This window comes from Bradyrhizobium sp. USDA 4454 (assembly GCF_054822705.1).
The window spans coordinates 8,451,034-8,474,056 of sequence record NZ_JBTRCN010000001.1 but is presented as its reverse complement, the minus strand read 5'-3'; the positions used below and the strand labels follow the sequence as shown (position 1 = coordinate 8,474,056).

The following is a 23,023-nucleotide window of genomic DNA, read 5'->3' as shown; positions in this document are numbered from 1 at the left end:
ATTGTGAGGGACTGGAGTGTGACTCACCACGATCCGATCGGCCTGATCGCGCCGCATGCCGGGCTTGCCCAGCTCAATGAGCGTTCGCGCGACATTTTTCGTCAAATCGTCGAAAGCTACCTCGCGACCGGCGAGCCGGTCGGCTCGCGCAACATCTCGCGCCTGATCGCATTACCGCTGTCACCGGCCTCGGTCCGCAATGTGATGTCGGATCTCGAGCAGCTCGGCCTGATCTATGCGCCGCACACCTCGGCCGGCCGGCTGCCGACCGAGCTCGGCCTGCGCTTCTTCGTCGACGCCCTGATGCAGGTCGGCGACCTCACCGAGGCCGAGCGTCAATCGATCCAGACCCAGCTCGCGGCGGTCGGCCGGGCGCAATCCGTCGAGGCGGCACTCGGAGAGGCGTTGACGCGGCTGTCGGGGCTGACCCGAGCCGCCGCCGTGGTGCTGACGCAGAAATCGAATGCGCGGCTGAAGCATATCGAATTCGTCCGGCTGGAACCGGAGAAGGCGCTGGTCGTGCTGGTCGGCGAAGACGGCCAGGTCGAGAACCGGGTGCTGGCGCTGCCGCCGGGTGTTCCATCCTCGGCGTTGACGGAGGCGACCAATTTCCTCAACGCGCGGATCCGCGGCCGCACGCTGGCCGAAGCGCGGCTTGAGCTCGAGACCGCGTTGGCGCAGAACCGCGCCGAGCTCGATCAGCTCACGCAAAAGGTGGTCGCGGCCGGCATCGCAAGCTGGTCCGGCGGCGAGAGCGAGGACCGCCAGCTGATCGTGCGCGGCCACGCCAATCTGCTCGAGGATCTGCATGCGCTCGATGATCTCGAGCGCATCAAGTCGCTGTTCGACGATCTCGAGACCAAGCGCGGCGTGATCGATCTGCTCGGCCGTGCCGAGCGCGGGGAAGGCGTGCGGATCTTCATCGGCTCGGAGAACAAGCTGTTCTCGCTGTCGGGTTCCTCGACCATCATCGCGCCCTATGGCGATGCCCAGGGCCGGATCGTCGGCGTGCTCGGCGTGATCGGACCGACGCGGCTGAACTATGCGCGGGTGATCCCGACCGTCGATTATGCGGCGCGCATCGTCAGCAAGATGCTGGGCGGCTGATGGAAGCGGATTTCGCTTTCATTTGACCGGTTTTGTTCGCCGAGGTCGGAGGTCCCTGTTCCCGAAACCGGTATGTTGCGCTTGATTTTCGCCGCCTAAAGCACGATATCCCGGGCAGCAATCCCCAAGATTTGAACCGACGCGAGTTTTCGAGAAGGCACGCCATGACCGATCCGAACCGGGCCAACGACAACACCGAGAATTCGGCGCCGACGGGTGAGCCCGTGGTCTCGAAGCCCTACGTCATGCCCGACGATCCCGAGGTCGGGTCGGCGGAGGCGCTGGCCAAGGAACTCGCCGAGGCGAAGGACCGGACGCTGCGCACGCTGGCCGAGATGGAGAATCTCCGGCAGCGCACGCGCCGCGAGGTGGCCGACGCCAAGACCTATGGCATCACCGGCTTTGCCCGCGACGTGCTCGATATCGCCGACAATCTGCAGCGCGCGCTCGATGCCGTGCCGGCCGAGACCAAGGAAGCCGCCGATCCCGGCCTGAAGGCGCTGCTCGAAGGCGTCGAGCTGACCGAGCGTTCGCTGCTCAATGCGCTGGAAAAGAACGGTGTGAAGAAGTTCGATCCGATCGGCGAGAAGTTCGATCCGAACTTCCAGCAGGCGATGTTCGAAGTGCCTGATGCGTCGGTGCCGTCGGGCACCGTGGTCCAGGTCGTGCAGGCCGGCTACATGATCGGCGAACGCATCCTGCGTCCGGCGCTGGTCGGCGTTTCCAAGGGCGGTGCCAAGCCCGCCCCGAGTGCCGACATCACGGTCTGAGCCGCAGGACTTCCGCGCCTTACGCGATATCCGACGACTGGATGCGCTTGACGCCGGCCTTGGCCATGTCGTCCCAGGCCTTGGCCAGCGATCCCTGCGTGTCGATACCGCGGCAGGCGTCCTCCACCACGTAGGTTTCGAAGCCGGCCTTGCGCGCATCGAGCGCGGTCCATGCCACGCAGAAATCGGTGGCAAGCCCGGCCACGAAAACCCGCTCGACGTTGCGCGCCTTCAGATACGCGGCGAGACCGGTCGTGGTCTTGCCGTCGGCCTCGGTGAAGGCGGAGTAGCTGTCGACGTCCTTGTGAAAACCCTTGCGGATGATCAGCTCGGCCTGCGGGATCGCGAGCTCCTTCGACAGCGAGGCGCCGTCGGTGCCTTGCACGCAATGGTCGGGCCACAGCACCTGCTTGCCATAGGCGAGGTCGATAACCTCGAACGGCTTCTTGCCTTCATGGACCGAGGCAAACGAGACGTGTCCGGGCGTGTGCCAGTCCTGCGTCATCACCACATTGGCAAAGCTCTTGGCGATCCTGTTGATGACCGGCACCACCTGCTCGCCATCCTTCACCGCGAGGCTGCCGCCGGGCAGGAAGCAGTTCTGGACATCGATCACGAGCAGCGCGGAGCCATCGTCGGGCTTGATCGCAGCCGCCCAGAGGCTCTTGGGAACCAAGCTCGCAAGCGCCATCGCGCCAAGGCCTGCAACGACCCGTCGTCGATCCAACATTGCTCCCTCCTCGCTTTTTGTGGTTACAGCGCGAGGAGGCTAGTTCCGTTCAAGGACCTGCGGAAGTCCGAATCTTTGCGAAGACCAGATCAGCCGCGCGGCTGGATGCCGTCGCGCACCGCGCGGAAGCGCGGGAAGGCGGTCTCCCAGTTAGTGCGCGGCGAGCTGCCGATGACGCGCATCGAGGTTTGCGCGCCGAACCGCAGCCACTGCACGATGGTCACCGGGGTGTTGTCCTTGCCGCTGACGGCGTCGATCCGGGTCTCGAAGCCGGGCTGGCCGTCGATCCGGATCGGCTCGGACATGGTGATCCGCCCGTCGCGCACGCCCGGGATCGTGGTGGCGATCTGCTGGGCGAATCGGCCGCGATCATCGGGCGTGGCCGGGGCCGAGCCGATGATGCCGAGCAGCATGAACGGCTTGGTCTCGAGGCCCTTCTCGTCGCCGTCGGCGATCAGCAGCGCCGCGCCCGGCGCCAGCATGCGAACGTTCTTGAAGCCTGAGAGCTCGGTGACCTTGAACGGCATCATGCCGAGCTGCTCGTCGACCGGCACCGCGCTGCGGATCTGGGCCGAGGCGAACATCTGCCGCACCGCGTCGTCGGTGTAGATCTTGCTCGCGTTCTCCGGCACCTGCACCGCGACATAGCCGGAGAAGGTCGGTCCCGGCAGGATCATGGAATAGCGCCGCACATTGCTGGCGCCGTCGCGCGCGCTCTCCACGGTGTAATAGGCGAGACCGGCCGGCGTCTCGAGGCTTTCGGGTTTGATGTTTCCGGTGCCGGCGGGGTTGGCCTTGAAGGCGGTCACGACCTCGTTGTAGGCGTCCGCGGGCAGGTCGGCGATCAGGACCTTGACGCCCTGGTCCTCGGTCTCGAAGCCGATGAACGACTTGGCACGGACGAGCCCCACCAGCGGTTTCATCCCGACATGCGCGCCCGGCGGAAACACCACGTCGGCGGCAAAGCCACGACAGGTGGCAGCAATCAGCAAGGCAACCGCAACGAGAACACGAAAAGGCGTCATGGGGGATCTACCGGTTTTGCTTGGTGGCCGCGCAACGGGGCCGGTGCAGGGCTGGATGGCCTCTTTCAGTCGGACCGCTTTTAGCGGTTTTGATGACCCTGCAACAGGCCGCCAAATCTTCGCTCCGGGCCTGCAAGCCCGATTCCATGGGCTTTTCGCCCTGATTTGCAGGCACTTTCCAGTTTCCCGATGTTTCCAAGAACAAAGTTACCCGACGGCGCCAGCGGCCAAACAGCGCGCCCTCGACCCCTGCGCCGCTCTCGCATACGACGTTTGTGAGCGTTCACTCAACAGCGCAGAGGTCTGGTCACGGACATTCGCGGCCGATGGCGGGCGGCATCATTGCCGATTTGTTAACTTGGCTTGGGCTTGGCTTGGGCTTGGCCTGGGCTTGGCTCCGGGCTTGAACCGGCGCCGCAACCGGGCTGACACAATCTTTCAAACGTCAGTCTTTTCAGGCTTCAACGTTGCGTCCAGTCCTTGCAGGCAGGACCCTCTCTCCTATATCAGGCTCACCGTCGCAATATCGCGAGTATGTGAACGTCTGGGGGTTCGGTACGGAGCGCCGTCAGGGCCCAACCAACCTGCCGTAGCAAAGAGGATATCAGAACCATGGGTAAGGTCATTGGGATCGACCTCGGCACCACGAATTCGTGCGTTGCCGTAATGGATGGCAAAAATGCCAAGGTGATCGAGAATGCAGAGGGCATGCGAACGACGCCGTCGATCGTTGCTTTCACTGACGATGGCGAGCGCCTCGTCGGCCAGCCGGCGAAGCGCCAGGCGGTGACCAATCCCGAGCGTACGTTCTTCGCGGTGAAGCGCCTGATCGGCCGCCGCTACGACGACCCGATGGTCGAGAAGGACAAGAAGCTCGTTCCCTACAAGATCGTCAAGGCATCGAACGGCGACGCCTGGGTCGAAGCCGACGGCAAGACCTATTCGCCCTCGCAGGTCTCGGCCTTCATCCTGCAGAAGATGAAGGAGACCGCTGAGGCGCATCTCGGCCAGAAGGTCGATCAGGCCGTCATCACGGTCCCCGCTTATTTCAACGACGCGCAGCGTCAGGCCACCAAGGACGCCGGCAAGATCGCCGGTCTCGAAGTGCTGCGTATCATCAACGAGCCGACCGCTGCCGCACTCGCCTACGGTCTCGACAAGTCGAAGTCCGGCACGATCGCCGTGTACGACCTCGGCGGCGGCACCTTCGACGTCTCGATCCTCGAGATCGGCGACGGCGTGTTCGAGGTGAAGTCGACCAACGGCGACACCTTCCTCGGCGGTGAAGATTTCGACATGCGCCTGGTCGGTTATCTCGCCGACGAGTTCCAGAAGGAGCAGGGCATCAACCTGCGCAACGACAAGCTCGCTTTGCAGCGCCTGAAGGAGGCTGCGGAGAAGGCCAAGATCGAGCTGTCGTCGACCACACAGACCGAAATCAACCTGCCGTTCATCACGGCTGACCAGACCGGTCCGAAGCATCTGACGATGAAGCTGACCCGCGCCAAGTTCGAGGCGCTGGTGGCCGACCTCGTCGAGAAGACCATCGAGCCGTGCCGCAAGGCGCTGAAGGATGCCGGCCTGACTGCCGGCGAGGTCGGCGAAGTGGTGCTGGTCGGCGGCATGACCCGCATGCCGAAGATTCAGGAAGTCGTGAAGCAGTTCTTCGGCAAGGAGCCGCACAAGGGCGTCAATCCCGACGAAGTCGTCGCGATCGGTGCTGCGATCCAGGCCGGCGTGCTGCAGGGCGACGTCAAGGACGTGCTGCTGCTCGACGTGACCCCGCTGTCGCTGGGCATCGAGACGCTGGGCGGCGTGTTCACCCGCATCATCGACCGCAACACCACGATCCCGACCAAGAAGAGCCAGGTGTTCTCGACCGCCGAAGACAATCAGGGCGCGGTCACCATCCGGGTCTTCCAGGGCGAGCGCGAGATGGCGGCCGACAACAAGATGCTCGGCCAGTTCGACCTGATGGGCATTCCGCCGGCTCCGCGCGGCATGCCGCAGATCGAGGTGACCTTCGACATCGACGCCAACGGCATCGTCAACGTCTCGGCCAAGGACAAGGCGACCGGCAAGGAACAGCAGATCCGGATCCAGGCATCCGGCGGTCTGTCCGAGGCCGACATCGACAAGATGGTCAAGGACGCCGAGGCCAACGCGGCCGAGGACAAGAAGCGGCGTGAGGCCGTCGACGCCAAGAACCATGCCGATGGCCTGGTTCATTCGACCGAGAAGGCTCTCGCCGAACACGGCTCGAAGATCCCGGATACCGATCGCCGGGCGATCGAAGACGCCGTCAGCGACCTCAAGGAAGCGCTGAAGGGCGACGACGCCGAGGCGATCAAGGCCAAGACCAACACGCTGGCGCAGGCTTCGATGAAGCTCGGCGAGGCCATGTACAAGCAGCAGGCCGAGGCCGATGCGGCCAAGGACGCTGCCAAGGATGACGTTGTCGACGCGGAATTCACCGAGGTCGACGACGACAAGAACAACAAGAAGTCTGCTTAAGCGGATTTGCGATCATGACCCTCACACCAATGAGCACGCCAGGCGTCTCGGAGGAGTGGGGGTCATTTTTCTTTAAGGCGATCGCGGCATCTTCCAGACATGCGCGATCCTTGACGCAATCGTTGGCAATCGCGACGAACTTCGGACGGAATTGAAGGATGTCCACCAAGCGCTGCTATTACGAGACCCTTGAGGTCGATCGCAATGCGGACGAGACCAAACTGAAGTCGGCTTTCCGCAAGCTCGCAATGAAGTGGCACCCGGATCGCAATCCCGGCGATTCCCAGAGCGAGATGCGGTTCAAGGAAATCAACGAAGCCTATGAGGTGCTGAAGGACGGCGACAAGCGCGCTGCCTATGACCGCTTCGGCCATGCCGCCTTCGAGCAGGGCATGGGCGGCGGCGGCCCGGGCTTCGGTGCCGGCTTCGCTTCGTCGTTCTCCGACATCTTCGAGGATCTGTTCGGCATGGCCGGGCAGCGCCGCAGCGGCGGCCGCGAGCGCGGCGCCGACCTGCGCTACAACATGGAGATCACGCTCGAGGAGGCCTTCCAGGGCAAGACCGCGCAGATCGAGATCCCGGTCTCGGTCACCTGCGAATCCTGCTCGGGCACCGGCGCCAAGGCCGGCACCAAGCCGAAGACCTGCTCGCATTGCGGCGGCGCTGGCCGGATCCGGCAGGCCCAGGGCTTCTTCACGCTGGAGCGAACCTGCCCCGGCTGTCAGGGCCGCGGCCAGATGATCGAGGATGCCTGCGCCTCCTGCGCCGGTTCTGGGCGGGTGACGCGCGAGCGCACGCTGTCGGTCAACATCCCTCCGGGAGTCGAGGACGGCACCCGCATCCGTCTCGCCGGCGAAGGCGAGGCCGGCGTCCGCGGCGGGCCGCCCGGCGATCTCTACATCTTCCTGTCGCTGACCACGCACCAGTTCTTCCAGCGCGACGGCGCCGACCTGCATTGCCGCGTGCCGATCTCGATGGTCACCGCAGCCCTCGGCGGCGAATTCGAGGTGCCGACCATCGACCAGGGCAAGACCAAGGTGAAGGTGCCGGCCGGCACTCAGTCCAGCCGACGATTCCGCATTGCATCAAAAGGCATGCCGGTGCTCCGCTCGCGCCAGACCGGCGACATGTATGTCCAGGTGGTGGTCGAAACCCCGCAGAATCTGACCAAGAAGCAGCAAGAATTGCTGATGGAGTTCGAAAAACTGTCGTCCGGCGCAACCCAGCCGGAGGCAGCGGGTTTCTTCTCTAAGGTCAAGGACTTCTTCGGAAGCCGCTCCGTCTAGCCGCAGTCGTTCTGCTTGACCGTAACGACTTCGATCTATACGTGTTTATGACTGTTTTCTGACAACCGCTCGATCGTGCGCGCGGTCCCGCCTGGTAGCGACATGCCTCTGCAATCGTCCGTGCGTGCGTCGAAGAAGCCCCTCCGTCTCGACGACGAGGTTCGTTTTCTCCGTTCATGGATCGAGAAGCCGCTGCACATGGGCGCAGTGATGCCATCCGGCCGGCTGCTTGCGCGCACCATGGCGCAATATGTCGATGCTGACGCCGAAGGTCCTGTCGTCGAACTTGGACCCGGCACCGGTGCGATCACCAACGCGCTGATCGAGCACGGCGTCGATCAGAAGCGGCTCGTGCTGGTCGAATACAATCCCGGCTTCTGCGCCCTGCTGCGCGAGCGCTATCCGCAGGCCAAGGTGGTCCAAGGTGACGCCTACCGGCTGCGCGATACGCTGTGGGATGTCATGAAGTCTCCGGCCTCCGCCATGGTCTCGGGCCTGCCGCTGGTCACCAAGCCGATGCTGACCCGCCTGAAGCTGATCCGCGACGCATTCCTGGCGCTCGCGCCGGGCGCGCCCTTCGTCCAGTTCACCTATTCGGTGGCGCCCCCGATTCCGAAGTCGCTGCCGGGCGTGTCCACAGAGGCCTCCGAGCGGATCTGGATGAACCTTCCGCCCGCGCGGGTCTGGGTGTATCGCAAGGGCTGACGCGTATTCCGCAAAAGCGGGTACCGGTTTTGCGCATGGAATACGCGCAGAATCTTAGCTAAGAGCATTTTCAAGGAAAATGCTCGCCGGCGCCGTCGCGCTGGGTGCGCCCTCCACCTGCGATGTCGAAATGTCCGCGCTGAAAATCCTCGTGATCCCGGGATCGCTTCGATCAGGCTCGCTCAATGCGAAGCTGGCGGCCGTGCTGACGCATGAATTGGCGCAGTTGGGCGCCGACGTCAGTCGCATCTCGCTCGGCGATTTTCCGCTGCCGATCTATGACGGCGACCTGCAGGCGAAATCGGGCGTGCCGCAGCACGCCGTCAACCTGAAGCGGATGATCGGCGCCCATCATGGCGTGCTGATCGTGACGCCTGAATATAATTCCTCGGTGCCGGCCTTGGTGAAGAACACCATCGACTGGGTCAGCCGCGTGCAGGACCCGCAGGAAGCCCGCGGCCAGGTGTTCCACGGCCGCGCCTTCGCGATCGCAGCCGCATCCGGCAACCGGCTCGGCGGCACGCGCGTGCTCGCGGCGCTGCGCCTGATCCTGACGGCGTGCCACGCCACCGTGATACCGAACCAGCTCGCGCTGTCATTCGCCGAGCAGGCCTATGACGATATGGATCGTCTGAAGCACCAGGGCGATATCGACGCGATGCGCGCGCTGGTGCGGCAGCTGATCGACCATTCCCAACGCATGATGTGAGGTGACATGCAGCCGGCCAAGATCGCACCCAGAGACCGGTTGATCGCGGCGCTCGATTTGCCGTCGGTCGCGAGCGCCGAGGCGATGATCGACAGGCTCGGCGACAGCGTCACCTTCTACAAGATCGGCTACCAGCTCGGTTATGCCGGCGGCCTAACGCTCGCAAAGCGGCTTGCCGGCGATGGCAAGAAGGTCTTCCTTGACCTGAAGATGCATGACATCGGCAACACGGTCGCGCGCGGCGTCGAGAGCGTCGCCGGTCTCGGCGCGACCTTCCTCACCGTGCATGCCTATCCGCAGACCATGAAGGCAGCGGTCGAGGCCCGCGCCGGCTCCGGTCTGAAAATCCTCGCGGTGACCGTGCTGACCTCCTACGACGACGCAGATCTTCATGCCGCAGGCTATCGCCTCAGCGTCTCCGAGCTCGTCGAGGCGCGCGCCAGGCAGGCCCAGGCACTCGGCGTCGACGGCCTCGTCAGCTCGCCCGAGGAAGCCGCAGCGCTACGCAAGATCGTCGGCGAGCAGATGAGCCTGGTGACCCCGGGCATCCGCCCGGCGGGCTCGGCGACCGGCGACCAGAAGCGCATCATGACGCCGGCCCGCGCCATTGCCGCCGGTGCCGACTATCTGGTGGTCGGCCGTCCGGTGATGGAGGCCGCCGATCCGAAGGCGGCGGCCGAAGCCATTCACGCCGAGATCGCCCAGGCGCTCGCCTGAACCAACAACAAGGGAGGACAGAGATGGCGAAGGGATACTGGATTGGACGCGTCGACGTACATAACGAGGAGGGCTACAAGCCCTACATGGCGGCCAATCCGGCCATCTTCCAGAAGTTCGGCGGCAAATTCATTGTCCGCGGCGGCAAATTCGCCGGCGTGGAAGGTCAGAGCCGCTCGCGTAACGTCGTGATCGAATTCCCGGACTACGACACCGCGCTCGCCTGCTACAACTCGCCGGAATACCAGGCCAACATCAAGGTGCGGCAGCCGCACTCGATCGCCGACCTCATCATCATCGAGGGCTATGACGGCCCGCAGCCCTGATCGGCGACGGCCGGTTCAGTCGCTGGAACAGCCGCCAATGGCCGCTATTTGAGCATGATCCCGCGCCGGAAATCCGGTTTCCCCTTTGCCGGATCATGCTTTATACGGCGGTGAGAGGTGAGCCATGGCTGACATGCGTCTGATTGTTGCGGGAGCCGGCGGCCGGATGGGCCGCACGCTGACGCGGGTGATTTCCGAAACGCCGGGGGCGGTGCTGGTCGGTGCGCTGGAAGCGCCGGGCTCGGAACTGCTCGGCAAGGACGCCGGCGTGCTCGCCGGCCTGCCCGAAAATGGCGTCAAGCTGTCGGCCGATCTGTGGTCGATGTCGGCCAATGCCGACGGTATCCTTGATTTCACCGTGCCGGCCGCGACCATCGCCAATGTCGCAATCGCGGCCGAGCGCGGCCTCGTTCATGTCATCGGCACCACCGGCCTGTCACCGTCCGACGATGCGGTGATCCGCAGCGTCACCGATCGCGCCATCGTGGTGAAGTCGGGCAATATGAGCCTCGGCGTCAATCTGCTTGCTGCACTGGTCAAGCGCGTCGCGCAGTCGCTCGACCAGAGCTTTGACATCGAAATTCTCGAGCTGCACCACAAGTCCAAGATCGATGCGCCGTCCGGCACCGCCTTGATGCTCGGCGAAGCGGCGGCCGCGGGACGCGGAATCGCGCTCGATCAGCATTCGGCACGCGGCCGCGATGGCCTGACCGGCGCGCGGCGCGCGGGCGATATCGGCTTTGCCTCGCTGCGCGGCGGCACCGCGGCCGGCGATCACAGCGTGATCTTTGCTGGGCCCTCGGAGCGCATCACACTGTCGCACCATGCCGAGGATCGCGCGCTGTTTGCGCAGGGCGCGCTGAAGGCGGCGCTGTGGGCGCATGGCAAGAAGCCCGGCATGTATTCGATGACCGACGTCCTCGGCCTGAGCGACTGAGACCGCTCGACGAGATCAAATCCAGCCAAGCGAAAACGGAATCTGAAATGAGTGATCGTCTTCTTGTGCTCGTTCGTCACGGCCAGAGCGAATGGAATCTGAAGAACCTGTTCACCGGATGGAAAGACCCCGATCTCACCGAGCAGGGCATCGCCGAGGCCAACGAGGCCGGCCGCAAGCTGAAGGCGCAGGGCCTGTCGTTCGATGTCGCCTTCACCTCCGATCTGACGCGCGCGCAGCACACGCTGAAGTTGATGCTGGAGCAGATCGGCCAGACCGGACTGCCGACCACGAAGAATCTGGCGCTCAACGAACGCGACTACGGCGATCTCTCCGGCCTCAACAAGGACGACGCCCGCAAGAAGTGGGGCGAGGATCAGGTCCTGATCTGGCGCCGTTCGTACGACGTACCGCCGCCCGGCGGCGAAAGCCTGAAGGACACGCTGGCGCGCACGCTGCCCTATTACGTGCAGGAGATCCTGCCCGGCGTGCTGCGCGGCCAGCGCACCCTGATCGCCGCCCACGGCAATTCGCTGCGCGCGCTGATCATGGTGCTGGAAAAGCTGACCCCGGAGCAGATCCTCAAGCGCGAGCTCGCGACCGGCGCGCCGGTGGTCTACCGGCTCAACGCCGATTCCACTGTGGCATCGAAGGTCGATCTGGCGGCTTAAAGAATGCTCAACCCGTCATCCTGAGGAGCGCGAAGCGCGTCTCGAAGGATGAATCGGCCACCAGCCGGGCCGTCGACCCTTCGGGACGCCGCTGCGCGGCTCCTCAGGGTGACGGGTCCGCTTTTAATGCAATCCGATCTGGCCTGCTTCCCAGCCAAGCATCGCCTGCTTGCGGGTGATGCCCCAGTGATAGCCGGTCAGCGCGCCGCTCTTGCCGAGTGCGCGGTGGCAGGGCACCACGAACGACACCGGATTGCGGCCGACCGCGGCGCCGACGGCGCGCGAAGCCTTTGGATTGCTGATCTTGCAGGCGATGTCGGAATAGCTCACCGCACGTCCCATCGGGATCTTGAGCAGCGTCTCCCAGACCCGCACCTCGAAGTCGGTGCCGATCAGCACGACGCGCAGCGGCTGGTCCGCCCGCCACAGCTTCGTGTCGAACACGCGCTGCGCCAATGCGGTGGTGCCGTCGGTGTCCTCGACATAGGTCGCGTTCGGCCAGCGCCGCTTCATGTCGGCGAATGCGGTCTGCTCGCCGCCAGGATCGGCGAAGGCTAGTCCTGCGAGTCCGCGATCGGTTGCGATCACGATCGCGGTGCCGAACGGCGAGGGGTGGAAGCCGTAGCGCAGCGTCATGCCGCCGCCACCGGCCTTCCATTCGCCCGGCGACATCGCCTCGTGGGTGACGAACAGATCGTGCAGCCGTCCCGGCCCCGAGAGGCCGGAGTCGAGTGCCGCGTCGAGCACGCTGGCGGAATCGCGCAACAGGTTCTTGGCGTGATCAAGCGTCAGCGCCTGCATGAAAGCCTTAGGCGTCAACCCGGCCCAGCGCCGGAACAGGTGGTGCAGTTCATCCGGCGTGACGGCGGCGGCATCGGCCATCGCTTCGATGGTCGGCTGTGTGCGCCAATGCTCCGAGATGAACGCGATGGCGCGCCGCACCGAGTCGTAGTCGCGCAGGGCGGCGCTCTGGAAGCCCGGCTTGGCCAGGCGCTGGTCATGGATCGCGAGTGTCATCATGGTGTCTGATTTAGGAGCCATGGCGCGTCCAAACCACCCGATTTCCGACAAGCTGGCCTAAGGGATTGGGTTGTAGGTCGGGCCTCGTTTCGCGGCGTTGAGCGCCGCGGTCAAGGCCTTGGAAAAACTGGCCTTTTCGTCCGGTCCCAGGAAGCTGCCGACGCTGACCCGGTGGCCCCGGGACACCAGGTAAAGCCGCTCGATGCCGAACTCCTCATGCGCGATCTGCTCGAACCGGACCCAGAGCGGATTGAGCACCCATTCCGTGACATGGCCGCGGTGGCTGACACGGCGGATCCTCAGTTCCGACGGCGTCACGGTGATCTCCTCGCTCGCTTTGGCGGTACGGAAATTGACCTTGAACGCCCAGTAGATCACCAGCACGTCGAGTCCGAAGAAACCGAAGATCGGCCAGGCGCCGAGCCACCAGAACACCGCGCCGGCAATGAAGCTGATCACGGTGACGAGCGACATCAGCACGATGAAGCCGGTGCGGTTCAGCGAGCGGTGCGGCGTCAGCAGCGCCGAGAACAGCTTTGGCTCGGCCTCGGCGTCATCAGCCTCGAGCTCCTTCTCGAGCTCCTTTTCGAGCTCCTTGGCCCTGAGGTCGTCGCTCGGATCAAAGTCGTTGCCTGCGGTCATGACGTATCAGTATATCCCGTTCATGGCCAAAATCATCCGCTCACAACGCGCCAGCGCGCCTAGCGTTCGGTCCGCGCCCAAGAAGAAGGCCGCGAAAGCGGCAAAGCCGCTGCCCAAACGCGCGGCAAAGAAGCCGGCGACCAAGGCCGCCAGGAAGGTCGCAAAGCCAAAACCATGGACCGCCGAGGAGGTCTACGAGGCCTTCGACCGGTTCCGCAAAGCCAATCCCGAGCCGAAGGGCGAGCTCGAGCATCTCAACCCCTACACGCTGCTGGTTGCGGTGGTGCTATCGGCACAGGCGACCGACGCCGGCGTCAACAAGGCGACGCGGGCATTGTTCGCGGTCGCCGACAGTCCGGCGAAGATGCTTGAGCTCGGCGAAGACAAGGTGCGCGAGTACATCAAGACCATCGGGCTCTATCGCAACAAGGCCAGGAATGTCATCGCGCTCTCCGAAAAGCTGATTGCCGAATTCGGCGGCGAGGTGCCGCGCACCCGCGCCGAAATCGAATCATTGCCCGGCGCCGGTCGCAAGACCGCGAATGTCGTGCTCAACATGGCGTTCGGCGAGCACACGATGGCGGTCGACACCCATGTTTTTCGCGTCGGCAACCGCACGGGCCTGGCGCCTGGCAAAACACCGATCGAGGTCGAGCTCGGGTTGGAGAAGGTGATCCCGACCGAGTTTAAGCTGCACGCCCATCACTGGCTGATCCTGCATGGCCGTTATACCTGCCTCGCCCGCGGGCCGCGTTGCGAAGTATGTCTGATCAATGATCTCTGCCGGTGGCCGGAGAAGACGGTCTGAGCCATGATCGTCATCATGTGCTACTAGGTTCGTCCGGCATTTCGGAGTGTGGGTAAGGGGAGTGTGGCTTGGCAGAGCAGGTTCAAGACGGTCCGTCGCCCGCCAATCAGACTGCTCCTGCTCCAGCGGCAACGCCGGCCAAGCCACAGTCCGCGGCAAGCGGCTTCTGGGGCCGCTTCGCGATCCCGCTGTTTGCCGTGCTCGTCGCGCTGGTGTTCGTTGCGATCGCGACCGGCCGTTGGAACGCATGGGTCGGCGGCGCCACGATCCAGGCCACCGATGATGCCTATGTGCGCGCCGAGCTGACCCAGCTCTCAAGCCGCGTCTCCGGTGAAGTGCTGACAGTCGCCGTCTCCGATTTCCAGCGCGTCAAGGCCGGCGATCTCCTGGTGCAGATCGATCCGGCCGACTACCAGGCGCAGGTCGCCCAGGCCGAGGCCGGCGTGGCCGGCGCGCAGGCCGCGCTCGATAACCTCAACAACCAGGTCGAGCTGCAATATGCGACCATCGCGCAGGCCGAGGCCTCGCGGCTGTCCGCGGAGGCGCAGCAGACCCTGGCGCGTCAGGAGGAAGAGCGTCAGCAGTCGCTGTCGCAAACCGATGCCGGCACGCGGCAGCGTCTCGAGCAGGCCACCGCATCCTACGCCAAGGCAGAGGCGGATGTCAGCGCCAGCCGCGCGGTGATCGCGGCGCAGCGTCATCAGCTCGAGGTCCTGCAGGGCACCAAGAAGCAGCGCGCGGCCGATCTCGACGCGGCCAAGGCGCTGCTCGCGTCCGCCAAGCTCAAGCTCGGCTACACCAAGATCGTTGCGCCGTTCGACGGCGTGACCGGCGAGCGCCAGGTGCAGCCGGGCGACTACGTCAACATCGGCACCAATCTCGTCAATGTCGTGCCGCTGCCGAACGTCTATGTGATCGCCAACTACAAGGAGACCCAGCTGACCAATGTCAGGCCGGGCCAGCCGGTCGAGGTCACCGTCGATACATTCTCGGGCCAGAAGCTGCGCGGCGTCGTCGAACGCGTCGCGCCGGCGAGCGGATCGCAATTCGCGCTGCTGCCGCCCGACAACGCCACCGGCAATTTCACCAAGGTGGTGCAGCGCATCCCGGTGCGGATCCAGTTCGACAAGGGCCAGCCGCTGCTCGAGCGGCTGCTGCCCGGCATGTCGGTGGTGACGCGGATCAACACCGGCGAGGCGGCCAGCAATGGCGGAAAGTGACGACCGCGAACGCGGGCCAGTCTCGCGCGGCGACGTCGCGCGCTATCCGCTGTTTGCCGTCGTCGCCGTGCTGCTCGGCGCGTTCCTGGCGAATTTCGACAGCCGCTTGACGTCAGTTGGACTGCCCGATTTGCGCGGCGCCTTCTCGCTGACCTTCGACGAGGGCGCCTGGCTCTCGACCGCGGCGATCGGCTCACAGATCTTCATCGCGCCGGCCGTGGCCTGGCTCGCCACCGTGTTCGGCCTGCGGCGCGTGCTCGGCATTCCGAGCCTCGTCTATGCCGTGATCTCGTTGCTTATCCCGTTCGTGCGCGACTACACGGCGTTGATCGCGCTCAGCATCGTACATGGCATGCTGCTCGGCACCTTCGTGCCGGCGACCCTGATGATCATTCTGCGCAATTTGCCGATCCGCTGGTGGCTGCCGGGGATTGCGATGTATTCGATCCGCGTCGGCTTCGCGCTGGACTCGTCGAGCTCGCTGGTCGGTTTCTATGTCGATCACCTCGGCTGGCAGTGGCTGTATTGGCAGGGCGCGGTGATCGCGCCGCTAATGGGGTTGATGGTCTATCTCGGCACCCCCAAGGAGCCGATCAATCGCGACCTGCTGCACCACGCCGATTGGGGCGGCATGCTGCTGCTCGGCGCCGGCGTGGCGATGATCTATGCCGGGCTCGATCAGGGCAACCGGCTGGACTGGCTGTCGTCAGGCACCGTGATGGCGCTGCTGATCGCGGGCGGGGTCCTGATCATCGCCTTCATGATCAACGAGATGGTCGCGCGGCGGCCCTGGGCGCATTTCAATGTGCTGTTCTCGCGCAATATCGGGCTCTCTCTGGTCGTCATCCTCTTGTACACGCTGACCAGCCTGTCGAATTCGTCGCTGGTGCCGAATTTCCTCGGGACCATCGGCGCGCTGCGGCCGGAGCAGTCGGGCGTGCTGCTGTTCACTTATGGCGCGCTGCCGATGTTCGTGCTGGTACCGATCTCGATCCTGCTGCTCCGCCATCTCGATCCGCGCATCGTCGTGGTGCTCGGCTTTTCGGCGTTCGCAGCAGCCAATCTCTGGGGCACCCAGCTGAGCCATGTCTGGGCGCGCGAGGACTTTGTCGGCATCGTGCTGCTGACGTCGGTCGGGCAGGCCTTCACGCTGCTGCCGATCATCATCATGGCGCTGGCGAACTCCGATCCGTCGCGGGCCACGGCGTTCGCGGCCTATATCCAGATCATGCGGCTCGGCGGCGCCGAGCTCGGCGTCGCATTGATGGGCACCTGGCTGCGCGTCCGCGAGCAGATCCATTCGAACTATCTCGGACAGCACGTGCAGAATGGTGATGTCGACGTCGTGAACCTGCTGAAGCGGCTGGCGGGTGAATTCTCCGGCCACGGCATCGGCGCGGCGATGGGCCGGGCCGTCGGCACGCTCGCGGCGCTGGTGCAGCGCGAGGCCAACACGCTCGCCTATATTGACGGCTTCTGGCTGTGTTTCTGGCTCGCGATCCTTGCGTTATTCCTGGTCGCCCTGATCACGCGTGCGCCGCAAGGGCCGCTATCGCCGGTGCCGTTCGGCAGCCTGAAGAATGTGATGCGCAGGATAGGTCTGGCGTCGACCTGACGGTACAAATCACCGCGTCGAGATTCCCTGACGCGGTGCCGGGTCGATCAATTCGCGGCGCGGGCCGGACAGCCGCTTGTACATGTGCACCATGAAGGCCATGCCGAACAATGGCGTCGCCAGGTTGACGATCGGGATCGAGACGAAGGCCGCGATGAACAGGCCGGCGGTGAACACGGTCGCCGCATTCTCCTTGCGCATCGCCTTGGCGTCATCAGGCGAGCGGAACCGCATCGCCGCGAGCTCGAAATATTCGCGGCCGAGCAGCCAGGCGGTCGCGATGAAGAAGATGATGAAGCCCGCCCCCGCGAACAGCACGAACGGCAGCGCGATCAGATAGACCAGGATGGTCAGCAGCGCCGTCTTGACGCCCTCGATGGTCGCGATTGTGACCGGCAGCGCCACACCGGGATGGTCGGCCGGATAATGCTCGCGCTCGACATGGTCGGCGACATCGTCGACGAACAGGCTTGCCACCAGCGAGGTGATCGCCGGCATCAGGAAGATGCCGCCAAGCACGACGCCGAGGCCGGCCGAGATCGAAATGATCCAGGACAGCACGTGCAGCGTGGAATGGAAGTTGGGGCCGAGCATGCCTTCGGCCCAGACCTCGCCGGTATCGGCAAGCCAGCTGAGCAGCCGCTGCAATCCGATTGCCAGCACGGTGATCAGCACCAGCGCAAGTCCGATCGAGCGCCACAGGATGGTGCGCATCGGCGGCGACAGGATTTGCGAAAGCGCCTTGACGGCGGCGTCGAACATGACCGGGTTACCTCTGCACAATGACCTGCGAGAGGTAGCCACCCAATATGGCTTCGGCAAGTGCCGAAGATTTTAGGCGTCGAGCGGTTTGCCGCGGACCGCAGGTCCCCAGACACCGATAGCAATGATCACGATGACCATCGCCGCGGTGATCAGGCCGAACACCCCGATGACGCCGGCCTCCTTCAAGGTGAACGCCACGATGAAGCCGGAGAAGGTCGCGCTGAGCCGGCTCATCGAATAGACCAGCCCCGCCGCGCGGGCCCGGATCGCGGTCGGGAACACCTCGGTCTGGTAGGCGTGATAGGCATAGGACAGCGTCATGTTGGCGCCGGTCACCAGCACGCCGCTGATGATCAGCAGTACCGGTTCGGTGAGTTGCGCGAAGGCGAGGCCGAACACCGAGATCGCGGCGGCTGCGCCGCAGATGATCGATTTGCGCTCGAAGCGGTCGGCGAAGGCTGCGGCCAGCAGCGGCGCCAGCGGATAGGCGACCGCGATGATGAAGGAATATTGCAGGCTCTTGGTGACGTTGATGCCCTTCTCGACCAACAGCGCCGGAACCCAGTTGGAGAAGCCGTAGACGCCGAACGCCTGGCACAGATTGAAGATCATGAAGAGCACGACGAGCGACGCATAGGGCGGCCGGAACAGGTCGGCATAGCCGGTCTCGACCGCGCCGCGTGCCGGCATGATCGTGGCTGTTGAACCAGGTCGCGGTGTAGTGGTGCCTGATGCGGCCTCGAGGGTCCGCATGATTTTTTCAGCCTCGGCAGCGCGACCGTGGCGGGCGAGCCAGAGCGGGCTTTCCGGAACTAGAGCCGGAGCACCCAGATGATCATGCTGGCGGCGGCGCCGATCAGCACCACCCAGCGCCAGCCGTCGATGCCGTAAGGCGAGAGCGGCACCAGCCACCACGACAGCGCGGCGACGATTGGGACTGCCGACAGCATGACCGCTTGGTTGATCGCAAAGGCCCGGCCGCGCATCCAGCTCGGCACCAGCTCGGTGATGTAGGCATCGATGGTGATGACCTCGATGCCGATTCCTATACCGGCGATGAAGCGCCATAGCAGCAGGCCGCCCGGCGTGGTCTGGCACGCCATGATCACCGACGCCGCGCTGTAGAACAGCAGCGACCAGGTGAAGACGGCCTTGCGCCCGTAGCGGTCGGCGAGGAAGCCGAGGCAGAACGTGCCGATGAACAGGCCGGCGAAGGTCGCCGCGACGAAGGCGCCGATCCCGGAAAAGCCGAAGAAGGCCTGCGTCGTCGTGGTCATCAGCCCGCTGCGGGCGAGGCCCGGCGCGATATAGCCGGTGAAGAACAGGTCGTAGATCTCAAAGCAGCCGCCGAGCGAGAGCAGGATCACCAGCCGCCAGACATAGCCGGACGCAGGCAGCGCCTCGAGCCGTCGCGAGATCTCGTCGGGCCTGCTTGTCGTCGTGGCAAGATCGATCGCAGAGCCGACATCGACGGCGCTCATTCCGCTCCTCCCAGGTGCGCTGGCGGCAGCCTTTTTTGGGAAGGCCTACCGTCCGGCCATGTTTGGCAGCCGCGAGCCAGAAATCCAGACGAACATATCGAAGGGATCGTTCGATATTTTCGATGGGACTGTCCGGGACGCGCGATTTAGATCAGAAGCGTCGCCTCCCAGTCGCTGCGGCCCACCTGGTCTGCGATCAGCGCTCGGATCAGCCGGCACATTTCCTCCATGACGTAGGTCATCGGGCGATTGCGCAAGCGGCAGAGATAGAGCGTGCGGGTCAGCTTCGGTTCGACCACCTCGCGGGCGACCATTAGTCGGGCCTTCAACTGTTCCTTGACGAAATGCGTCGTCGCGATCGTGCAGCCAAGGCCCGCGGTCAACGCGCCGATCATACCGCTGGTGGAATTGAGGTGCATGATTGCATTGGCTTCCAGCCGCTTCAGCGGCACCGGATCGTCCAGCAGCGCACGCGCCGACAGCCCATGCCGCAACAGGATCAGCGGCAGCCGCGCGACCTCCTCGAAGCTGATCGGTGCATTCTTGCCGAGCAGCTTCTCGGTCCCGACGCAGAACATCTGCTCCTCCAGCACGGGCTCTGCGATCAGGTCCTTTTCCGACGGCGGATTATAGACCAGCGCGAGATCAACTTCGGAGCTCATCAGGTGCAGCAGTGTCGCGCCGGACAGGCTCTCGGTCAGCGACAGCTTCAGGTTCGGATATTTCGTCAGCACGGTCCGCATCAACGGCACGCCGATCGCCTTCATCGCCGAATTGGCCATGCCGATCGAGATATCGCCGGCGATGGCGCTGCCGCCTTCCTTGATCTCGCGCTCGGCCGCCGCCATCGCGCGCAGGATGATGCGGGCATGTTCATAGAGCCGCTCGCCCGCCGCGGTCGGTTCCATGCCGCGCGGCTTGCGCTCGAAGAGTGGCGTGGCGAATTCGGCTTCCAGATTGGCGATGTGGTGGCTCAGCGCGGATTGCGCGACATTGGCCTGATCCGCCGCCCGCGACAGATTGCGCTGCTCGTAAACCGCGATGAAATAGCGAAGCTGGCGCGAATCCATGGCCGTTTAGCGTTCTAGAACCGCGAATGCACTATTCGACAGATTATATTTTTCAGATAGCGTGCGGAAGCCTAACCTGCGCCAGACCATTCAAAACGAGCGCAACGAGCACGGAGAAACCGATGACCGGGAGCGGACTGCCGCTGGAAGGCGTGAGGGTCATCGAGATGACCCACATGGTGATGGGGCCGACCTGCGGCATGATCCTGGCGCAGCTCGGCGCTGAGGTGATCAAGGTCGAACCCCCGTCAGGCGACAAGACCCGCTCGCTCGGCGGCATGGGCGTCTCGTTCTTCCCGCTGTTCAACCGTGGCAAGCGCAGCGTCGTGCTCGATCTCACCAAGGCGGAAGATCGCGACACGATGCACCAGCTGCTCGCCGGCGCCGACGTGTTCCTGGAGAATTTTCGCGATGGCCAGCTCGACAAGCAGGGGCTTGGCGTAGACGAGCTGCGCGCAAAATATCCGCACCTGATCATCGCCGGCCACAAGGGCTTTCTCTCCGGCCCGTACGATCATCGCCCGGCGCTCGACGAGGTCGTGCAGATGATGTCGGGTCTCGCGACGATGACCGGCACGAGCGACAAGCCGCAGCGCGTCGGTTCTTCCGCCAACGACATCATGGGCGGCATGTTCGGGGTGATCTCGATCCTTGCCGCGCTCTATCAGAAGCGGGGCGGCAACAGGAACGGAGCCGATATCCGCATCGGCCTGTTCGAGAACTGCCTGTTCCTGGTCGCCCAGCACATGGTCGAGTACGAGATGACCGGGCGCAAGCCGCGCTCGATGCCGGAGCGCGAGCATGCCTGGCCGATCTACGATATCTTCGATACCGCCGGCGGCGACCGCATCTTCATCGGCGTCGTCACCGAAGGTCATTGGCAGAGTTTCTGCCGCGAGTTCGGTCTGACGGAGTTTGCCGACGATCCGACGCTGCGCTCCACCACCGACCGCATCATGGCGCGGGACCGGATCATTCCGCGCGTTGCGGAGGTGATCAAAGGCTGGAACGTGGCCGACCTTTCAGCGCGGCTCGACGCGCTCAACATCTGTTTCTCGCCGATCAATCGGCCGGAGGATCTGCTCAGGGATCCGCATGTGCTGCGGCCCGGCGGGCTGGTCAACAATGTCAACGCCGACGGCAAGCCGTTCCGCGTCCCCGCGCTCCCGGTTGAATGGAACGGCCACAATATCGGCGAAGGTCTGACAGTGCCGGTGCTCGGCGCGGATACCGATGCGGTGCGCGCCGAGCTCGCCCAACGGAAGATGTCATCAACCGGAAACGCTGCGTGAGGCTGACATGACCCGTGTCCACGATATCTATCCCAACGACAAAGTGAGCCTGCGCGAAGTCGGTCTGCGCGACGGCCTGCAACTGGTGAAGACGTTCCCATCGACCGCGGCGAAGCAACGCTGGGTGCGTGACGAATATACCGCCGGCGTCCGGCATTTCGAGGTCGGCTCGTTCCTGCCGGCGAAAACCTTCCCGCAATTCGTCGATGTCCGCGATGTCGTCGCCACCGTCGCATCGCTGCCCGGCGCGCATGGCGTCGCGCTGGCCCTGAACGAGCGCGGCGTCAACGAGGCGCTGGCCTCCGGCGTCGCGGAGATCGCTTCGGTGGTGTCGTCGACCGAGGAGCACAGCCAGGCCAATGCCAACCGCTCGCGCGAGTCGGCAATCGAGAACATCAAGCGGCTATGCGAGCTGCGCGATGCCTCTGCGCACAAGCCGCTGGTCAATGCCGCGATCTCCATGGCGCTGGGCTGCTCGATCGTCGGCGCCGTCGATCCGCAGGAGGTGCTGCGCCTCACCGAGAAGCTCTACGGGGTCGGCGTCGACATGGTCGCGATCGCCGATACCGTCGGCTATGCCGGGCCGAAGGCGGTCGGCGAATTGACACGCGGCGCGGTGAAGATTGCTGGTTCCAAGCCGGTCTGCGTGCACCTGCACGACACCCGCGGCATGGGTATCGCGAACGCGTCCGCCGCGCTCGACGAAGGTGCCCGCGTGCTCGACGGCTCGCTCGGCGGCCTCGGCGGCTGCCCGTTCGCGCCAGGCGCCACCGGCAATGTCGTGTTCGAGGACCTCGTCTTCCTGTGCGAGAGCAAGGGATTTCCGACCGGCATCGATCTCGACCGCTTGGTCGAGGTGCGCGCGATCCTGAAATCAGAGATGCCGAACGAGCAGCTCTACGGCGGCCTCGCCCGCGCCGGTCTGCCGCGCGGCACGAAAGCGAAGGCGGCGTAACTCTCTTCTCCCTCGCCCCGCTCTTGCGGGGAGAGGGCTGTCGTGAGGGGCTCTTACCGCGAGCGATCTGCTGGGAACGACCTGTACCCCCTCACCCGGATTGCATCTGGCGATGCAATCCGACCTCTCCCCGCAAGCGGGGCGAGGTAAGAGTCCTCAATCATGCGTGTGCCCTTGCCCGCGCTTGCGCGGCTTCTTGTCCGCCGCCGTCGGGATCATCACGACGCGGCCGTAGCGCACGCCGCGCTCGGCGATAACGTGGTCGGCGAGATGGCGGACCTCGCCGCTCGGGCCCTTCAGCGCCGTCACCTCCATGCAGCTGTCGTCATCGAGATGGACATGCAGCGTCGCGAGCGACAGGTCGTGATGGCCGTGAAAATTCTGCACCAGCCGCTTCGACAGGTCGCGCGCGGCGTGGTCGTAGACATAGACCAGCGCGGCGACGCATTGCCCTGACGGCGCCTCCTCCGCGCTCTGCTGCAGGCCAGCCCGCGCGAGATCCCGGATGATCTCGGAGCGGTTCTGATAGCCGCGCGCCTCGGCGGCGGCGTCGATCTCCGCGAGCAGATCATCCTCGATGGTGATGGTGATGCGTTGCATGGACTATCCGTGTTGCTGGGCGCCAGTATGATATTTATATTGTAACGTCATACTACGT

General features: G+C 64.6%; 24 protein-coding genes. 15 read left to right on the top strand and 9 right to left on the bottom strand.

The genetic code is table 11. The features are described 5' to 3' along the window. The first annotated feature begins 18 nt into the window (after positions 1-18). Positions 19-1,107 carry a heat-inducible transcriptional repressor HrcA gene (gene hrcA, locus ACVIW0_RS39410; protein ID WP_461357129.1) on the top strand — a complete coding sequence of 363 codons (1,089 nt, stop codon included), beginning with the start codon at positions 19-21 and terminating at the stop codon, positions 1,105-1,107. Between the two features lie 164 nt (positions 1,108-1,271). Next, positions 1,272-1,877: a nucleotide exchange factor GrpE gene (grpE, locus tag ACVIW0_RS39405; protein WP_461357128.1), complete on the top strand. Its 606-nt coding sequence runs from the start codon at positions 1,272-1,274 to the stop codon at positions 1,875-1,877. A 19-nt stretch (positions 1,878-1,896) separates the two neighbouring features. On the opposite strand, the gene pncA is transcribed toward grpE, so the two are convergent. Together pncA and ACVIW0_RS39395 are read right to left on the bottom strand one after the other, a co-directional pair. Further along, the gene (gene pncA / locus ACVIW0_RS39400; protein WP_461357127.1) at positions 1,897-2,607 is read right to left on the bottom strand and encodes a bifunctional nicotinamidase/pyrazinamidase; all 711 of its coding nucleotides are present in this window, start codon (positions 2,605-2,607) and stop codon (positions 1,897-1,899) included. Positions 2,608-2,696: 89 nt separating this feature from the next. Then, positions 2,697-3,632 carry a hypothetical protein gene (locus ACVIW0_RS39395; protein ID WP_461357126.1) on the bottom strand — a complete coding sequence of 312 codons (936 nt, stop codon included), beginning with the start codon at positions 3,630-3,632 and terminating at the stop codon, positions 2,697-2,699. Between the two features lie 612 nt (positions 3,633-4,244). Here ACVIW0_RS39395 and dnaK point away from each other — a divergent pair. The 8 genes from dnaK to ACVIW0_RS39355 all read left to right on the top strand — a co-directional run bounded on the left by dnaK (position 4,245) and on the right by ACVIW0_RS39355 (position 11,497). Continuing rightward, on the top strand, positions 4,245-6,146 hold the full coding sequence (gene dnaK / locus ACVIW0_RS39390) for a molecular chaperone DnaK (protein WP_461357125.1): 1,902 nt from the start codon (positions 4,245-4,247) through the stop codon (positions 6,144-6,146). 158 nt (positions 6,147-6,304) lie between these two features. Further along, positions 6,305-7,432: a molecular chaperone DnaJ gene (dnaJ, locus tag ACVIW0_RS39385; RefSeq protein ID WP_461357124.1), complete on the top strand. Its 1,128-nt coding sequence runs from the start codon at positions 6,305-6,307 to the stop codon at positions 7,430-7,432. A gap of 102 nt (positions 7,433-7,534) precedes the next feature. After that, on the top strand, positions 7,535-8,137 hold the full coding sequence (locus ACVIW0_RS39380; RefSeq protein WP_461357123.1) for a class I SAM-dependent methyltransferase: 603 nt from the start codon (positions 7,535-7,537) through the stop codon (positions 8,135-8,137). 130 nt (positions 8,138-8,267) lie between these two features. After that, entirely contained in the window at positions 8,268-8,846 is a 579-nt protein-coding gene (locus tag ACVIW0_RS39375; protein ID WP_461357122.1) for an NADPH-dependent FMN reductase, read from the top strand. Between the two features lie 6 nt (positions 8,847-8,852). Further along, complete coding sequence (pyrF, locus tag ACVIW0_RS39370) at positions 8,853-9,563, top strand: orotidine-5'-phosphate decarboxylase (RefSeq protein WP_461357121.1); 711 nt, start codon at positions 8,853-8,855, stop codon at positions 9,561-9,563. A gap of 23 nt (positions 9,564-9,586) precedes the next feature. Further along, positions 9,587-9,889, top strand: a complete 303-nt coding sequence (locus ACVIW0_RS39365; RefSeq protein ID WP_461357120.1) for a DUF1330 domain-containing protein — start codon at positions 9,587-9,589, stop codon at positions 9,887-9,889. Between the two features lie 124 nt (positions 9,890-10,013). Further along, positions 10,014-10,826 carry a 4-hydroxy-tetrahydrodipicolinate reductase gene (gene dapB, locus ACVIW0_RS39360; RefSeq protein ID WP_461357119.1) on the top strand — a complete coding sequence of 271 codons (813 nt, stop codon included), beginning with the start codon at positions 10,014-10,016 and terminating at the stop codon, positions 10,824-10,826. Between the two features lie 47 nt (positions 10,827-10,873). Beyond that, on the top strand, positions 10,874-11,497 hold the full coding sequence (locus tag ACVIW0_RS39355; protein ID WP_461357118.1) for a 2,3-bisphosphoglycerate-dependent phosphoglycerate mutase: 624 nt from the start codon (positions 10,874-10,876) through the stop codon (positions 11,495-11,497). A gap of 123 nt (positions 11,498-11,620) precedes the next feature. Here the strand turns inward: ACVIW0_RS39355 and ACVIW0_RS39350 are convergent, their stop codons facing one another. Continuing rightward, entirely contained in the window at positions 11,621-12,517 is an 897-nt protein-coding gene (locus ACVIW0_RS39350; protein WP_461357551.1) for a methylated-DNA--[protein]-cysteine S-methyltransferase, read from the bottom strand. Positions 12,518-12,574: 57 nt separating this feature from the next. Continuing rightward, on the bottom strand, positions 12,575-13,159 hold the full coding sequence (locus tag ACVIW0_RS39345) for a DUF2244 domain-containing protein (protein WP_461357117.1): 585 nt from the start codon (positions 13,157-13,159) through the stop codon (positions 12,575-12,577). Positions 13,160-13,181: 22 nt separating this feature from the next. Between ACVIW0_RS39345 and nth the strand changes: the two genes are divergently transcribed. The 3 genes from nth to ACVIW0_RS39330 all read left to right on the top strand — a co-directional run bounded on the left by nth (position 13,182) and on the right by ACVIW0_RS39330 (position 16,802). Next, positions 13,182-13,967 carry an endonuclease III gene (gene nth / locus ACVIW0_RS39340; protein ID WP_461357550.1) on the top strand — a complete coding sequence of 262 codons (786 nt, stop codon included), beginning with the start codon at positions 13,182-13,184 and terminating at the stop codon, positions 13,965-13,967. A 68-nt stretch (positions 13,968-14,035) separates the two neighbouring features. Beyond that, entirely contained in the window at positions 14,036-15,187 is a 1,152-nt protein-coding gene (locus ACVIW0_RS39335; RefSeq protein WP_461357116.1) for an HlyD family secretion protein, read from the top strand. Next, positions 15,174-16,802: an MFS transporter gene (locus ACVIW0_RS39330; RefSeq protein WP_461357115.1), complete on the top strand. Its 1,629-nt coding sequence runs from the start codon at positions 15,174-15,176 to the stop codon at positions 16,800-16,802. The genes ACVIW0_RS39335 and ACVIW0_RS39330 overlap by 14 nt, the downstream gene beginning before the upstream one ends. 9 nt (positions 16,803-16,811) lie before the next feature. Here the strand turns inward: ACVIW0_RS39330 and ACVIW0_RS39325 are convergent, their stop codons facing one another. The 4 genes from ACVIW0_RS39325 to ACVIW0_RS39310 all read right to left on the bottom strand — a co-directional run bounded on the left by ACVIW0_RS39325 (position 16,812) and on the right by ACVIW0_RS39310 (position 20,118). Then, the gene (locus ACVIW0_RS39325; protein WP_461357114.1) at positions 16,812-17,564 is read right to left on the bottom strand and encodes a sulfate transporter family protein; all 753 of its coding nucleotides are present in this window, start codon (positions 17,562-17,564) and stop codon (positions 16,812-16,814) included. Between the two features lie 72 nt (positions 17,565-17,636). Then, entirely contained in the window at positions 17,637-18,479 is an 843-nt protein-coding gene (locus ACVIW0_RS39320; RefSeq protein ID WP_461357113.1) for an MFS transporter, read from the bottom strand. Next, complete coding sequence (locus tag ACVIW0_RS39315) at positions 18,380-19,048, bottom strand: MFS transporter (RefSeq protein ID WP_461357112.1); 669 nt, start codon at positions 19,046-19,048, stop codon at positions 18,380-18,382. The genes ACVIW0_RS39320 and ACVIW0_RS39315 overlap by 100 nt, the downstream gene beginning before the upstream one ends. 146 nt (positions 19,049-19,194) lie before the next feature. Beyond that, a complete protein-coding gene (locus tag ACVIW0_RS39310) occupies positions 19,195-20,118 on the bottom strand; it encodes a LysR family transcriptional regulator (protein ID WP_461357111.1) in 924 nt (307 codons plus the stop codon). A gap of 122 nt (positions 20,119-20,240) precedes the next feature. Between ACVIW0_RS39310 and ACVIW0_RS39305 the strand changes: the two genes are divergently transcribed. Further along, a complete protein-coding gene (locus ACVIW0_RS39305) occupies positions 20,241-21,410 on the top strand; it encodes a CaiB/BaiF CoA transferase family protein (protein WP_461357110.1) in 1,170 nt (389 codons plus the stop codon). Between the two features lie 7 nt (positions 21,411-21,417). Continuing rightward, complete coding sequence (locus ACVIW0_RS39300) at positions 21,418-22,365, top strand: beta/alpha barrel domain-containing protein (RefSeq protein WP_461357109.1); 948 nt, start codon at positions 21,418-21,420, stop codon at positions 22,363-22,365. Between the two features lie 156 nt (positions 22,366-22,521). Here the strand turns inward: ACVIW0_RS39300 and nikR are convergent, their stop codons facing one another. After that, the gene (nikR, locus tag ACVIW0_RS39295; RefSeq protein WP_461357108.1) at positions 22,522-22,965 is read right to left on the bottom strand and encodes a nickel-responsive transcriptional regulator NikR; all 444 of its coding nucleotides are present in this window, start codon (positions 22,963-22,965) and stop codon (positions 22,522-22,524) included. Positions 22,966-23,023: the final 58 nt, after the last annotated feature.

Coding starts and splice junctions, on each gene's coding strand:
- ACVIW0_RS39310 (WP_461357111.1), bottom strand. CDS start 20,118: ATGGATTCGCGCCAGCTTCGCTATTTCATCGCGGTTTACGAGCAGCGC.
- ACVIW0_RS39300 (WP_461357109.1), top strand. CDS start 21,418: ATGACCCGTGTCCACGATATCTATCCCAACGACAAAGTGAGCCTGCGC.
- nth (WP_461357550.1), top strand. CDS start 13,182: ATGGCCAAAATCATCCGCTCACAACGCGCCAGCGCGCCTAGCGTTCGG.
- ACVIW0_RS39355 (WP_461357118.1), top strand. CDS start 10,874: ATGAGTGATCGTCTTCTTGTGCTCGTTCGTCACGGCCAGAGCGAATGG.
- nikR (WP_461357108.1), bottom strand. CDS start 22,965: ATGCAACGCATCACCATCACCATCGAGGATGATCTGCTCGCGGAGATC.
- dnaJ (WP_461357124.1), top strand. CDS start 6,305: ATGTCCACCAAGCGCTGCTATTACGAGACCCTTGAGGTCGATCGCAAT.
- grpE (WP_461357128.1), top strand. CDS start 1,272: ATGACCGATCCGAACCGGGCCAACGACAACACCGAGAATTCGGCGCCG.
- ACVIW0_RS39350 (WP_461357551.1), bottom strand. CDS start 12,517: ATGATGACACTCGCGATCCATGACCAGCGCCTGGCCAAGCCGGGCTTC.
- ACVIW0_RS39395 (WP_461357126.1), bottom strand. CDS start 3,632: ATGACGCCTTTTCGTGTTCTCGTTGCGGTTGCCTTGCTGATTGCTGCC.
- ACVIW0_RS39305 (WP_461357110.1), top strand. CDS start 20,241: ATGACCGGGAGCGGACTGCCGCTGGAAGGCGTGAGGGTCATCGAGATG.
- ACVIW0_RS39375 (WP_461357122.1), top strand. CDS start 8,268: ATGTCCGCGCTGAAAATCCTCGTGATCCCGGGATCGCTTCGATCAGGC.
- ACVIW0_RS39330 (WP_461357115.1), top strand. CDS start 15,174: ATGGCGGAAAGTGACGACCGCGAACGCGGGCCAGTCTCGCGCGGCGAC.
- dnaK (WP_461357125.1), top strand. CDS start 4,245: ATGGGTAAGGTCATTGGGATCGACCTCGGCACCACGAATTCGTGCGTT.
- pyrF (WP_461357121.1), top strand. CDS start 8,853: ATGCAGCCGGCCAAGATCGCACCCAGAGACCGGTTGATCGCGGCGCTC.
- pncA (WP_461357127.1), bottom strand. CDS start 2,607: ATGTTGGATCGACGACGGGTCGTTGCAGGCCTTGGCGCGATGGCGCTT.
- ACVIW0_RS39345 (WP_461357117.1), bottom strand. CDS start 13,159: ATGACCGCAGGCAACGACTTTGATCCGAGCGACGACCTCAGGGCCAAG.
- ACVIW0_RS39365 (WP_461357120.1), top strand. CDS start 9,587: ATGGCGAAGGGATACTGGATTGGACGCGTCGACGTACATAACGAGGAG.
- ACVIW0_RS39315 (WP_461357112.1), bottom strand. CDS start 19,048: ATGAGCGCCGTCGATGTCGGCTCTGCGATCGATCTTGCCACGACGACA.
- ACVIW0_RS39325 (WP_461357114.1), bottom strand. CDS start 17,564: ATGTTCGACGCCGCCGTCAAGGCGCTTTCGCAAATCCTGTCGCCGCCG.
- ACVIW0_RS39380 (WP_461357123.1), top strand. CDS start 7,535: ATGCCTCTGCAATCGTCCGTGCGTGCGTCGAAGAAGCCCCTCCGTCTC.
- dapB (WP_461357119.1), top strand. CDS start 10,014: ATGGCTGACATGCGTCTGATTGTTGCGGGAGCCGGCGGCCGGATGGGC.